This window comes from Pseudomonas sp. TWP3-2, from assembly GCF_049897765.1.
Lineage (GTDB): Bacteria > Pseudomonadota > Gammaproteobacteria > Pseudomonadales > Pseudomonadaceae > Aquipseudomonas.
In genome coordinates this window covers 243,504-255,965 of sequence record NZ_JAFCWW010000007.1, presented here as the reverse complement: position 1 = coordinate 255,965, position 12,462 = coordinate 243,504, and the positions used below count along the sequence as shown (strand labels likewise).

At 57.8% G+C, this 12,462-nt stretch carries 11 protein-coding genes; 3 read left to right on the top strand and 8 right to left on the bottom strand.

The window, feature by feature from the left end:
- On the top strand, positions 1-411 hold the full coding sequence (locus tag ACP7EE_RS13560) for a hypothetical protein (protein WP_426234890.1): 411 nt from the start codon (positions 1-3) through the stop codon (positions 409-411).
- A gap of 85 nt (positions 412-496) precedes the next feature.
- Here ACP7EE_RS13560 and ACP7EE_RS13555 read toward each other — a convergent pair whose 3' ends face one another.
- Positions 497-2,287: a bifunctional diguanylate cyclase/phosphodiesterase gene (locus tag ACP7EE_RS13555; protein ID WP_426234889.1), complete on the bottom strand. Its 1,791-nt coding sequence runs from the start codon at positions 2,285-2,287 to the stop codon at positions 497-499.
- 131 nt (positions 2,288-2,418) lie between these two features.
- Positions 2,419-4,503 (bottom strand): carboxy terminal-processing peptidase, encoded by a 2,085-nt coding sequence (locus ACP7EE_RS13550; RefSeq protein WP_426234888.1) that lies wholly within the window; start codon positions 4,501-4,503, stop codon positions 2,419-2,421.
- Between the two features lie 181 nt (positions 4,504-4,684).
- On the opposite strand from ACP7EE_RS13550, the gene ACP7EE_RS13545 reads away from it, so the two are divergent.
- On the top strand, positions 4,685-5,647 hold the full coding sequence (locus tag ACP7EE_RS13545; protein WP_420650346.1) for a zinc-binding dehydrogenase: 963 nt from the start codon (positions 4,685-4,687) through the stop codon (positions 5,645-5,647).
- 42 nt (positions 5,648-5,689) lie between these two features.
- On the opposite strand, the gene ACP7EE_RS13540 is transcribed toward ACP7EE_RS13545, so the two are convergent.
- The 6 genes from ACP7EE_RS13540 to ACP7EE_RS13515 all read right to left on the bottom strand — a co-directional run bounded on the left by ACP7EE_RS13540 (position 5,690) and on the right by ACP7EE_RS13515 (position 11,048).
- A complete protein-coding gene (locus ACP7EE_RS13540) occupies positions 5,690-6,343 on the bottom strand; it encodes an HAD family hydrolase (RefSeq protein WP_426234887.1) in 654 nt (217 codons plus the stop codon).
- 34 nt (positions 6,344-6,377) lie between these two features.
- Positions 6,378-7,367: an ABC transporter ATP-binding protein gene (locus ACP7EE_RS13535; RefSeq protein WP_426234886.1), complete on the bottom strand. Its 990-nt coding sequence runs from the start codon at positions 7,365-7,367 to the stop codon at positions 6,378-6,380.
- Entirely contained in the window at positions 7,364-8,164 is an 801-nt protein-coding gene (locus ACP7EE_RS13530; protein WP_426206397.1) for an ABC transporter permease, read from the bottom strand. Before ACP7EE_RS13530 ends, ACP7EE_RS13535 begins: the two co-directional genes overlap by 4 nt.
- Positions 8,151-8,987 (bottom strand): ABC transporter permease, encoded by an 837-nt coding sequence (locus ACP7EE_RS13525; RefSeq protein ID WP_426234909.1) that lies wholly within the window; start codon positions 8,985-8,987, stop codon positions 8,151-8,153. Before ACP7EE_RS13525 ends, ACP7EE_RS13530 begins: the two co-directional genes overlap by 14 nt.
- A 5-nt stretch (positions 8,988-8,992) precedes the next feature.
- Positions 8,993-9,799 carry an alkaline phosphatase family protein gene (locus tag ACP7EE_RS13520; protein WP_426234885.1) on the bottom strand — a complete coding sequence of 269 codons (807 nt, stop codon included), beginning with the start codon at positions 9,797-9,799 and terminating at the stop codon, positions 8,993-8,995.
- A 181-nt stretch (positions 9,800-9,980) separates the two neighbouring features.
- On the bottom strand, positions 9,981-11,048 hold the full coding sequence (locus ACP7EE_RS13515; protein WP_420650351.1) for an ABC transporter substrate-binding protein: 1,068 nt from the start codon (positions 11,046-11,048) through the stop codon (positions 9,981-9,983).
- Positions 11,049-11,398: 350 nt separating this feature from the next.
- On the opposite strand from ACP7EE_RS13515, the gene ACP7EE_RS13510 reads away from it, so the two are divergent.
- Entirely contained in the window at positions 11,399-12,112 is a 714-nt protein-coding gene (locus ACP7EE_RS13510) for a UTRA domain-containing protein (protein WP_420650352.1), read from the top strand.
- Positions 12,113-12,462 lie beyond the last annotated feature (350 nt).

The following is a 12,462-nucleotide window of genomic DNA, read 5'->3' as shown; positions in this document are numbered from 1 at the left end:
ATGTTCATTGATCCTGAAACGTGTAAGCCATACCTACCGAGTCCCGCATATTTTTTGTGTTGTTTTGATGTTTATGATCGTGAGGAAACCCTAGGGGAGGAGCTTGAAAAATATAATCCAAATAATGCGGCAGATAGAGAGGCGCTTATTTTAAAGTACTGCATGCCTATGAAGCGCTCTTGTCGGCAAAAATTCTTACTTATAGAGTGTTTGAAATTTGCGTTGCAAGACGAGGGTTACAATTTTGAAAAACTTTTCCAATATGATCCTGAGGCTTATTCCTCATTCCCGGATGGTTGGGATGTAATGGTCGATTCAAGAGCTTTTTTTGAAGATATATATCGACTAGCTACGATTGAGTGGGCGGCGGATCTTAAGCAGGGTAGTTTGGAACACCAAACTACGTGGTAGCGGTATTAGAATCAGAACCTAGAGCGACTTTACTGATCCCTTCGCAATCAAGGCCGTTCCCACAGGGATTTATGTCGTTTGGGCATCAGCGCTGGCCGATTAGTTGTGGAGAAAGAAGGCGGGACGCGGTAAGGCTATCAATCACATGCACGCTATACCCCGGAATATTCTTCGCATGATGCTTCGCCTGCGAAGCCATTTCCGCCAACAAACTCGCATCCAGTTCCGCGCAAGCCTCGGGATGCAAATGCACCACCCCAATCGACAGTGAAAGCAACGGAAATTCCTGCCGCACCCCCTGGCGGTTCGGCGCAACAAAGCACCCAGCTTCAAGGTGTTCGGGCCGGTAAAACCGTCGGCATTGACTTTGAAAGTCGTCGAGCAGTTGGTTGAGACGTTTACGCCAGTCTTCGGGCCCGAGGACAAGCAGGAAGTCATCGCCGCCGATGTGGCCGACAAAATCGCGGGAAGGGTCGACGCGTTCATTCAAACATTGCGCCAAGCACAACAAAACTTCATCCCCACGCCCATATCCATAAATATCGTTAAAGGGTTTGAAACTATCAATATCCACGTAACAGATGATCGACTCGCGACCCTGTTGCAGTAACCGCGTCAGGCATTGCTGAATTGGCACGTTACCCGGCAGCAGCGTCAGTGGATTGGCATACCGCGCCTGTTGGATTTTCAGTTCGGTAATCAGTTTTAGCACGTCGATCACGCGGCCCAGTCCGAGGTAGCCGCCGTTGAGGGTGATGATGAAGTCTTCTTCGATGCGTTGCCGGGCGCGGCTGGTGATCAAGCGACTGACTTGTTGCAACGACTGGCTCATTTCCACGGCGAGGAAGTCGTCGTTCATCAGGCGGCTGATCGGTTTGCGCGCGAACAGGTCGGTGGCGAACGGCTTGAGCAGTACATCCGAAAGTGAATGGCGATGGACGATGCCGCACGGTTGGCCTTGTTCGTCGAGCACTGCCAGCGAGTTGAGGTTGGCCTGGCGGCGGAAGGCTTCGAGGACGGTGGCGGTCGGGGTGTCGCGGCCAACGGCGGGTTGTTCGTTGAGCAGGGCGCTGAGGTCGCTGCCTTCGTCGGTGAGAGCAACGCTAGTGCTTTCATGTTTGGGCATCAGGGCACGGGCATCGCGCGGTGGGTGTTCCTGAGGGCGGCCGAGCAGGTAGCCTTGCACCAGGTCGACACCCATTTCGGTCAGCACGGCGAGTTCTTCTGGCAGCTCGATGCCTTCCGCGATGACTTGCGCCCGTGAGGCTTTGGCGATCTGCAGGATCGAGCCGACGAATTCGCGTTTGAGCGCATCCTGATGGATGCCGTCGATGAAGTGCCGGTCGATCTTCACGTAATCCGGGCGCAGTTCCGACCATAGGCGCAGGCTGGAATATCCGGCGCCGAGATCATCCAGCGCGATGGAGAAACCCATAGCCCGATAGTGATGCAGCGCAGTTTGCAGCAACTGGAAATCGTCGGTTGGCGTTTGCTCGGTCAACTCGATTACCACCTGACTCGGCGGAATGCCAAAGTCCTGCAGCAGTTGCAGCGTGCGCCCTGGCTGATGCGCGGCTTCGAGCAAGGATTCGGGGGAGACGTTGAGAAACAGCTTGCCCGGCAGTTGCTGTTCGTTGAAGCGTCGGCAAGCGCTCTGGCGGCAGGCAATTTCCAGTTCACTGAGCCGCCCGGCCTGTCGCGCCACGGCGAACAACGCGATCGGCGAGTGCAAAGGACTGTTGGAAGGGCCGCGAGTCAGCGCTTCGTAACCAAGAATGCGTCGCTCGGAGAGGCAGATGATCGGCTGAAACAGACTGTGCAAGCCGCTTTGAGTCAGGATCGAGCTCAAGGCACTCAGTTGTTCAGTCGTGGTCATGGCAATCTCGGGCGATAAAAAAAGGACTGGGAGCGCTCTTGTGCAGAGTTGCTCCCAGTCCTTCATTGCACGACAGATTGATGACTGTTTGATGACGATCCGTGGTTCGCCAGCACTAAATTGCCATCACCTTACTTCTTGGCCACCTGATTGCTCAGTTTCAAGTAATCCAGCAGAACGCGTCCAGTCTCGCTCAGGTAGGCGTCGTCTTCTGGTTTGACCTTGTCCTGCTCGGCTGCCGCCAAGGCATCCTCGTCTTCTTTCTTCAGCTCTTTGAGCGGTTCTTCGCCTTTGGCCTTGCGACGGAGGTTCTCCATCGTCAGTTGTTTGGCGTCGATGTCGGCGTGCTGGGCACGACGGTCGGCTTCATTGAGGCTGACGGTTTTTTCTTCCATCAGTTTCTGGGCCAAGGCCAGCTTGTCGCGGATGAACACGAACTCCGCGTCTTTGCCCGAACGCACATCGTGTTCGGACTTGAGCTGCGCAATGTACGGTTTGAACGGGTCAACCGCTGGCTTGATCGCCGCTTTGATGGTGTCCCACGGCATGGCTTCAGGCAGTGCGCTTTCACCGATTTCCTTGGTGTCGATGATCGACGGGTAATCGATGTCCGGCAGTACGCCCTGATGCTGGGTGCTCTGACCGGAAACCCGGTAGAACTTGGCCAGAGTCAGTTTCAGCTCGCCATGGTTCAGCGGCTGAATGGTCTGCACGGTGCCTTTACCAAAGGTCTGGCCACCGATGATCAGCGCGCGGTGGTAGTCCTGCATGGCGCCGGCAAAAATCTCCGAAGCCGAGGCGGACAGGCGGTTGACCAGCAACGCCATCGGGCCTTTGTAGAACGCGCCCGGGTTTTCATCTTCGAGCACATCGACGCGGCCGTCGGCATTACGCACGAGCACGGTCGGGCCTTTATCGATGAACAGACTGGTCAGCTCGGTGGCCTCTTGCAGGGAACCGCCGCCGTTGTTGCGCAGGTCGATGACCACGCCGTCGACTTTCTCTTTCTGCAGCTCGGTCAGCAGCTTCTTGACGTCGCGCGTGGTGCTCTTGTAGTCCGGATCGCCAGCACGGAACGCCTTGAAGTCGAGGTAGAAGGCTGGAATCTCGATCACGCCGAGTTTGTAGTCCTTGCCGTCCTGTTTCAGGTTCAGCACGGATTTCTTCACGGCCTGGTCTTCAAGCTTCACCGCTTCGCGAGTGATCGGCACGATCTTGGTGGTCTGGTCGTTCGGCGCATTGCTCGCCGGGATGACTTCCAGACGCACGATGGTGCCTTTCGGACCACGGATCAGTTTGACCACTTCGTCCAGACGCCAGCCGACCACGTCGACCATCTCCTTGTTGCCTTGGGCTACGCCGATGATCTTGTCTGCCGGGGCAACCTGCTTGGTCTTGTCGGCCGGGCCTGCCGGTACCAGACGCACGACTTTCACTTGATCGTTGTCGCTCTGCAACACGGCGCCAATGCCCTCTAGGGACAGGCTCATGTTGATGTCGAAGTTTTCCGCGTTATCCGGCGACAGATAGTTGGTGTGCGGATCGTAGGACATGGCGAAGGTATTGATGTACGCCTGGAAGATGTCTTCCGGACGGGTTTGATCCAGACGCGACAATTGATTTTTGTAGCGCTTGGTCAGGGTTTCCTGGATCTGCTTCGGCTCTTTGCCGGCGATCTTCATCCGCAGCACTTCGTCCTTGACGCGTTTGCGCCACAGGTCGTCGAGTTCAGCGGTGGATTTGAGCCAAGGGGCGTCCTTGCGATCGATCAGCAAGGTCTCCTTGGTGGTGAAGTCCATTTTGTCGACGCCTTTGTTCAGCTCTGCAAGGGCGAAGTCCAGACGCGCTTTGACGCGGTCCAGGTAGCGCTTGTAGATGGTGAACCCGGCGTTGAGGTCGCCGCTTTTGAGGAAGTCGTCGAACTGGGTCTTCCACTTGTCGAATTCGGCGATATCGCTGGCCATGAAATAGCTGCGCGACGGATCCAGCAGCTTGATGTAGCTGTCGTAGATGATCACCGAGCGCGCATCGTCGAGCGGCGGCTTGCTGTAGTGGTGACGCTTGAGCAACTCGACGACATTCAGACTGGCGATCACTTCATCGCGATCAGGCTGCAATTTGTCCCAGCTGTTGGCTGCGAATGTATTGCCCGACATCGGCAACAGGCCGATACCGAGAATAAGAGCGAGGGCGGTGCTTGGGAGCAAATGCTTCATGCTGATTCGACGCGGGGACAATTGATAACGCATATTAGGCCGTCTTTGAAGTCGCCGGTACCTCCACGCTCTGCACGAAAACAAGTGTTCAGCTTTCGTTCAGACCCCGGGGCCGGTCGCATAATGCAAAAAGCCCGACGCTACAGCTACGGGCTCAGTCCAGACTCACTATGGAGGCACTGTGAAGGCATTGCAAGGCGTTGAAGGTCAAGTGACATGGGATGAAGAGCCGAGTCCTACGTGCGATGTAGGACAAGTTCGCATTCGGGTGGCGGCAGCCGGCCTCAATCGCGCCGATTTATTACAGAAGGCCGGGCTTTATCCGCCTCCGCCTGGGGCCAGCAAGGTGCTCGGTCTTGAGTGTTCAGGGGTAATCATCGAGGTCGGAGCAGGGTCCTCCTGGCAGGTAGGCGATCGGGTTTGCGCCTTGCTGGCCGGGGGCGGCATGGCCGAAGAAGTGGTCGTCGACGGACGGCACGTGCTGCCGGTCCCGGATGGCGTTTCGTTGATCGAAGCTGCCGCGTTGCCCGAGGTGTATGCCACCGTCTGGCTGAATGTGTTTCAACTCGCTGCGCTCAAACCGGGTGAGAAAGTTCTCTTGCATGCCGGAGCCAGTGGAATCGGTTCAGCCGCCATCCAGCTGTGCAAGGCGTTCGGCAACCCGTGCTGGGTCAGCGTTGGTTCGACTGAGCGTTTGGCGTACTGCGAAACGTTGGGCGCGCAGGGCGGGGTGTTGCGGACCGACGATCTGGAAAGCCTGCGGGATTTGGGGCCGTTCGATGTGATTCTGGATCCGGTCGGCGGCAACTATTCGGCGCTTAACCTCAAGCTGCTGGCGCAGGATGGCCGCTGGGTACTCATCGGTTTGATGGGAGGCCGTGAGGCCAAGCTCGATCTGGCGCAAGTATTGGCCAAGCGCGTGCAGTTGCTCGGTTCGACGTTGCGCAGTCGTGACGATCAGTTCAAGGCAGATCTGCTCAGTGATCTCGGCCAGCATGTGTGGCCGTTGTTTGCCGAGGGGCGGTTGAAGCCACAATTGGCCAAGGCGTTCCCGGTCAAGGATGCCGAGGCGGCATTTGCCGAGTTGGCGAGCAATAAGGTGGCGGGCAAGTTGGTGTTGGTGATTGACGAAAGCCTGAGCTAACAAACAAAAGCCTGTGGGAGACTGCTCCCACAGGCTTTTTGCTTACTTCCAGAGATGGATTGGCCAGCCGGATTGTTCGGCGTGCTCGAGCAGCACCGGATCCGGATTGACCACATGCGGGAAATCCACCTTCAGCAGCAGCGGCAAGTCGTTGCGTGAGTCGGAATAAAAACTCGCGCCCTCCAGATTCTCTTCCTCGGCGTCCAGCCATTCCAGCAATCGGGTGATCTTGCCTTCGCGGTAGGTCAGCGTCCCGACGGTGTGGCCGCTGTACACGCCGTGCGCGATTTCCAGTTCGATCCCCAGCACTTCATCAATGCCCAGTCGTTCGGCGATCGGTTTGACCAGGTGCGTACCCGACGCCGAGATCACCAGAACACGGTCGCCGGCCTTGCGGTGGGCGGCGATGGTTTTGGTCGCGTCGCTGTAGATGATCGGTTCGATGAAGTCTTCCACCCACGGCCCGACCAGATGTGCGACTTCTTCCGGGGGGCGCCCGATCAGTGGCTCAAGGCTGAACTCCATGTAGTCCTCCATGCGCAGCTGCCCTTTGCCGTAGGCGTCCATCAGCTCGTTGTTCCTGCGCATGAACGACTCGGGATCAACCCAGCCCAAGCGCCCCATCTGCTCGCTCCAGAGAGTGGCGCAGTCGCCGTGGATCAGGGTGTCGTCCAGATCAAAAATTGCCAGAGCCATCAGTGCAGTTCCCTCTTGAGTATCAGCAAAGTCATCAGGCTACCTCACACAGGGCCGTCGGATCGATGGAAAGTGCCAGACGCTGACCGTCGGGGTGCAGGTCCGCCGCCGAGCGGTTGAGCACATCCACCACCAGTTCCACGCCGCGCGCCTCGACCCGATAACGAATCACGTTGCCCAACAGGCTGTGGCTGCGGATCTGTGCATCGAGTTCGCCGTTCAGGCTCAGCTCGATGGCTTCCGGGCGAATCGCGATGCGATGGCTGATCGGCCGCTGCAACAGCTTCGACGCACTGTCGGCGTCCAGCAGGTTGTAGTTGCCGATGAATCCGGCGGCGAATGCGTCCACCGGCGCGGTGTAAAGGGTTTCCGCGTCGCCGCTCTGTACGATTTTTCCCTGATTCATCAGGAAAATTCGATCAGACATGGTCAGGGCTTCTTCCTGATCGTGTGTGACGAAAATCGTCGTCAGGCCGAGTTCGCGCTGGATCTGACGGATCTGTTCGCGCAGGTGTTTGCGAATTCGCGCATCAAGGGCCGAAAGCGGTTCATCCAGCAACAACAAGCGCGGACGCGTCACCAGCGAGCGGGCGAGGGCCACGCGCTGGCATTGACCGCCGGACAACTGATGCGGATAACGGCTGGCGAAGTCGTTGAGTTCAACCAGTTTCAACACTTCGGCGACACGCTTGTGGCTGTCGTCGGCGTTGACTTTCTGCATGCGCAAACCGAACGCGACGTTCTGCTCGACGGTCATGTTGGGGAACAGCGCGTAACTTTGAAACACCATGCCGATCCCGCGTTTCTGCGGGGTCAGCGGAACGATGTCGACGCCATCGAGCAGGATATGGCCGCCATCCACTGGCGTCAGCCCGGCAATGCAACGCAGCAACGTAGATTTACCGCAACCCGAAGGGCCGAGCAGGGTGACGAACTCGCCTTTATGGATTTCGCAGTTGATGTCGCTGAACACCGTGGTGCCCGCGTAGTTTTTCTGAAGGTGTTGGACGCTGACATAGCTCATTCGCTTTTGTCCTTGTTCAAGATGTTGGCGACCCAGGTCAGGACCAGCACGAAAAAGAAATAGGAAATCACCAGCGCACTGGTGAAGTGGCCGCTGCTGTTGCGCATGTTGTTGAGGTAGACCTGCAAGGTCTCGTAGCGGGTGCCGACCAGAATGTTGGCGAACACGAACTCACCGAACAGGAACGAAAACGACAGCAGCAACGCGACCATCAAGCCTTTGCGCAGATTTGGCAGCACCACCAGATATGCCGCTTGAAAGGTGCTGGCGCCGAGCAGTTGGGCGGCGTCCATCAGGTCACGCAGGTTGATGGCTTGCAGGTTGTTGGTGATCGCCCGGTACATGAACGGCAGCGCCACGGTGAAGTAGCAACCGATCAGAATCCACGGCGTGCCGACCATCGCCATCGGCCCCGAGCCATAGAGCTGCAACAGCCCGACTGACGACACCACCGGCGGCACCGCGAACGGCAACAGGATCAGGATGTTCATCAGCGCATCAAGCTTAGGAAAGTGGTAATGCACCACGAACAGCAGCGGCAGAATCAGCACCACCGACAGGATCAGCGCACCCACGCACACCAGCAACGACTGGCCGAAGGCGTGCAGAAAGCGCGGATCGCTCCACAGCTGGATGTACCACTTGAAGGTAAAACCGCTGGGCAGAATGGTCGCCGACCAACTGCTGGCGATCGAATAGATCAGCGTGCCCACCAGCGGCAGCAGCAGGATGGCGAATAGCAGGTAGACCACGACGCGGTGGTAGACGCCGGCCGGGCCGGATTCAGCGCGAGACATGGTAGCTCCTCTTCAGCAGCAGTTGATGCACGACGGTGACCACGGTCATCAGCGCCACCAGCACCACGGCCAGCGCACTGGCCATGTTTGGGTCGAGGGAAATGTCACCGGAAACCATTGCCGCAATACGGATCGGCAGCACGTTGAAGTTGCCGGTGGTCAGCGCGTACACCGTGGCGTAAGCACCGAGGGCATTGGCCAGCAGGATCACGAAAGTACCGAGCAGTGCTGGGGTCAGCACCGGCAAACCGATATGCCGCCAGAACTGCCAGCCATTGGCGCCGAGCAGGGCGGCGGATTCGCGCCAGTCTTCACGCAGTGCATCGAACGCCGGATAGAGCAGCAACACGCCGAGCGGAATCTGGAAGTAGGTGTAGAGAATGATCAGCCCGGTTTTCGAGTACAGGTTGAAGTCCTGAATGATCCCTGCCTGCTTGAGCATGATGGTGAAGCTGCCATTGAAACCAAGTAGGATGATGAAGGCGAAGGCCAAAGGCACGCCGGCGAAGTTGCTGGTCATGTTGGCAAAAGCGTTGACGAAATTGCGCAGTCTCGAGTCGACCCGGCGCAAGGAATACGCACCAAGCACCGCGATGAGAATGCCGAATACGCTCGACCAGAAACTGATTTCGAGGCTGTACTGGATCGCCTGCAGATAGAACTTCGAATTGAAGATCTTGCTAAAATTGGCCACGCCCCAGCCGAATTCTTCCGATTGCAGGCTGTTGATCATCACCCACACCAGCGGGGCGATTTCGAAGACGATGAAGAACAGAGCGAAGGGCACCAGGCACAGGGCCGCCAGCCATTTACCGCGAATCATCGAGTTCACTTCAGCAGCTCCCGGCACACAGGTTTGTCATGGGGTACGCCGAGCAGTTCGCAGATCGTGCCGCAGATTTCGGTCTGCTTCGGAGCTGCATCCGGATTGAGGCTGAAGGCATCGCCGAATACGAACAGCGGCACCTGACGCTCTTCCGGCAGCAGGCCGTTGTGCGAGCGGTCGTTGTTCATGCCGTGGTCGGCGGTCACTAGCACCTGATAACCGATGTCGAGCCAGCTTTGCAGGTAGTCCGCAAGGATGATGTCGGCGCTGCGCGCACTGTTGCGGTACTGCGAAGAATCGAGGCCGTGCTTGTGCCCGGCGTCGTCAATGTTCATCGGATGGATCAGCAGGAAATTTGGCGCATGGCGCAGACGCAGACTTTCCGCATCGGCGAACAGGTGCGAATCCGGGTAGTGATCGTTCCAGTAGAAATGACCGTGTTGAATCGGCAGTGACGGGTCATCGGTATGACGATCCCGAGCGACCACGAACGGCGAACGGTTGTACAGCTCGCTGACCCAGTGATAGGCAGCAGCGGCGGTTTTCAGTCCGGCATCCGTGGCGTAGTGATAGATGCTGCGCTGGTTGGACAGGCGCGAGACATTGTTGTGGACGATGCCGCTGTCGATGGGCGGCACGCCGGTGAGGATACATTCGTAAAGCGGTCGGGACAGCGCCGGCAGTTCGCACTCCAGTTGGTAGAGCGCTGCGCGACCTGCACCGACGTAAGCCTGCAGATGCCCCATGGCGTGACGCGCGACCTCGTAGTTGAGGCCATCGAGCACGACCAGGATGACGTTGTGCTTCATAGGGGCGAAAACTCCGCGAAACAATAAACCGGAAAACTCGAAATCGACACGGACCCTGTGGGAGCTGGCTTGCCAGCGAAGGCGGTACGCCATTCAACGCATGTGTTGAATGTGAAATCGCCATCGCGGGCAAGCCCGCTCCCACAGGGTTTTGTGTCAGACCCAATGTGGATCTACAGGATTACTTCATCTCTACGATGACTTCTTCGTTCCACTTCTGCGGCAGGGCCTTGGAAGTTTTTTCCCACGCATCGGCGTCTTTGATCGGCGTGACCTTTTTGTACTGCTCGTTCGGCAGCAGCTTGGCTTTCACGTCTTCCGGCAGTTGCAGATGCTCCGCGCGGATCGGACGCGCGTTGCCGCGAGCGAGGTTGGTCTGGCCGGCGTCGCTGAAGATGTATTCGCGGGTCAGCTTGGCGGCGTTAGGGTTCTTCGCGTATTTGTTGATGATGGTGGTGTAGCCGGAAATCACCGAACCATCGGACGGAATCAGCACTACGTAATCATCCGGATTGGCCATCTTGGCCTTGTAGCTCAGACCGTTGAAATCCCAGACCACGCCGACTTCGATCTCGCCTTTTTCCATGGTGGCGATGGTCGGGTTAGCCATCGACAGACGACCTTGTTTGGCGATATCTGCGAACAGCAGCAAGGCCGGCTGGATGTTTTTCTCGTCGCCACCGTTGGCCAATGCTGCGGCCAGAACGCCGTTGGCAGCTTGCGCGGCGGTGCTCACGTCACCGATCGAGACTTTGTATTTGCCGCCCTTGAGGTCAGCCCATTTGGTCGGTACTTCGGAACCGTGCAGCAGCTTCTTGTTGACGATGAATGCGATGGTGCCGGTGTAGGCCAGTGCCCAGTTGCCGTCGGTGTCCTTGGCCCAGGCTGGAATCTGCTCCCAGGTGCTTGGCTTGTACGGTTGCACTACGCCTTGCTTGACCGCAATCGGGCCGAAGGCTGCGCCAACGTCGCCGATGTCGGCGGAGGCGTTGTCTTTTTCTGCGGCGAACTTGGCGATTTCCTGGGCCGAGCTCATGTCGGTGTCGATGTGTTTCAGACCGTACTTTTTGGCCAGGTCTTCCCAGGTGCCTTTCCAGTTGGCCCAGTCATCGGGCATGCCGACGCTGTTGACGGCGCCTTCCGCTTTCGCAGCGGCTTCGAGGGTCTTGAGATCGGTGTCGGCCGCCATGGCGGCGGTGCACATTGCGATGGTCGAGCCTAACAGTGATGCCAGGAAAAGCTGTTTCATTCCGAAGCTCCTTGGGTCGTGTTCAACGCTGCGATTGCGGTTGTTGGTCTAGGTCAGCAATACCTGAGCCAATCTAAGGTGGCTGGATGACAATTTGATGTCGGTCATCGTCAGGCGAGTCTGTTATTTGCCCGCAATTGGCGGGTGCCCGGTAAGCGTAGACCATGCTCGAAGCCCCAGCGGGCAAGGGACTTGGCCGATGTATTGCAAGTCATGAGGACGACCGTTGGGTGGTTTTGTCATCTCTCGGTCATCTGCACTGCCTAGGCTTGCAACACAATCCGAACGGCTTGACGGCCGGTCTGTTTTGCCCCGAAACAGTGCTGGTCTAGTCCAGATAGGTAACGTTGATGCGCGATGAGGCAACCAAAGCGGTGACAGCCATTGGCCAGATTCTCCAGGAGCAACTGGACCACGGTCTGTTGGCGGCGGGCAGCAAGTTGCCGGCCGAGCGCAAGCTCAGCGAGTTGTTCGGCACGACGCGGATTACTGTGCGCGAGGCGTTGTTGCAGCTTGAGGCGCAGGGTCAGATTTATCGCGAGGAGCGCCGGGGCTGGTTTGTGTCGCCACCGCGTCTGGCTTACAACTTGATGCAGCGCAGTCACTTTCACGCGATGGTCAGTGCGCAGGGGCGGGTGCCTTCGACTGAGGTGATTTCGGCACGGCTGCTACCGGCATCGGCGGCGGTGTGTGCTTGGTTGCAGTTGCCGGCGTTGTCGAGCGTGATTCAGATTTGCCGGTCGCGGCGGATTGATGGGCGGCTGGTGTTGTATGTGGAGCATTATTTGAATCCGCAGTTTTTTCCGGGGATTCTGCAGTTTGATTTGAATCAGTCGATTACCGAGTTGTATGCGCGGCATTACGATTTGCACTATGGGCGGGTGCGTTTCGAGATTGTGCCGACGGCGTTGTCGGTGGATGCGGCGGCGGCTTTACGGGTTTCGGTGGGGAGTCCGGGGTTGCGGATTGCTCGGGTTAATTATGATCAGCATGAGCGGCTTATTGACTGTGATTTGGAGTTTTGGCGGCATGATGCGATTCATGTTGGGGTTGATGTTGTTTGATTGGTTTGGGTGAATATCCGTTGCTGCGGTGATGGCTGTTTATGGTTTCGCCCTTACGGCGAGGCACTTTTTCCAGACGCCGAAAAAGTACCCAAAAAGGCTTTACCCTGGCGTTCGGCCCGCTCGCTGGGGCTCGGGGTTCCTTCCTTCCGGGATGCATCCGGGGGCATCGCCTCCGGTTTGCTGCGCTGCACCTCCTCTCGATGTGTTCGACTGCGTCGAACGGCGCTGCGCGCCCACCCCCGGATGCATCCCTCCACTCAGCCTGCCGATGGGCGCTTGAGATCAAGAGCTGCAGCCGAGCTAACGCTCATCCTGTTGAGTGGTTAGGGGCGGAGCGGGGCGGCGGT

Excerpts from the sequence above, each read along its gene's own strand:
- ACP7EE_RS13560 (WP_426234890.1), top strand. The coding sequence starts at position 1 with ATGTTCATTGATCCTGAAACGTGTAAGCCATACCTACCGAGTCCCGCA.
- ACP7EE_RS13555 (WP_426234889.1), bottom strand. The coding sequence starts at position 2,287 with ATGACCACGACTGAACAACTGAGTGCCTTGAGCTCGATCCTGACTCAA.
- ACP7EE_RS13550 (WP_426234888.1), bottom strand. The coding sequence starts at position 4,503 with ATGAAGCATTTGCTCCCAAGCACCGCCCTCGCTCTTATTCTCGGTATC.
- ACP7EE_RS13540 (WP_426234887.1), bottom strand. The coding sequence starts at position 6,343 with ATGGCTCTGGCAATTTTTGATCTGGACGACACCCTGATCCACGGCGAC.
- ACP7EE_RS13535 (WP_426234886.1), bottom strand. The coding sequence starts at position 7,367 with ATGAGCTATGTCAGCGTCCAACACCTTCAGAAAAACTACGCGGGCACC.
- ACP7EE_RS13530 (WP_426206397.1), bottom strand. The coding sequence starts at position 8,164 with ATGTCTCGCGCTGAATCCGGCCCGGCCGGCGTCTACCACCGCGTCGTG.
- ACP7EE_RS13525 (WP_426234909.1), bottom strand. The coding sequence starts at position 8,987 with ATGATTCGCGGTAAATGGCTGGCGGCCCTGTGCCTGGTGCCCTTCGCT.
- ACP7EE_RS13520 (WP_426234885.1), bottom strand. The coding sequence starts at position 9,799 with ATGAAGCACAACGTCATCCTGGTCGTGCTCGATGGCCTCAACTACGAG.
- ACP7EE_RS13515 (WP_420650351.1), bottom strand. The coding sequence starts at position 11,048 with ATGAAACAGCTTTTCCTGGCATCACTGTTAGGCTCGACCATCGCAATG.
- ACP7EE_RS13510 (WP_420650352.1), top strand. The coding sequence starts at position 11,399 with ATGCGCGATGAGGCAACCAAAGCGGTGACAGCCATTGGCCAGATTCTC.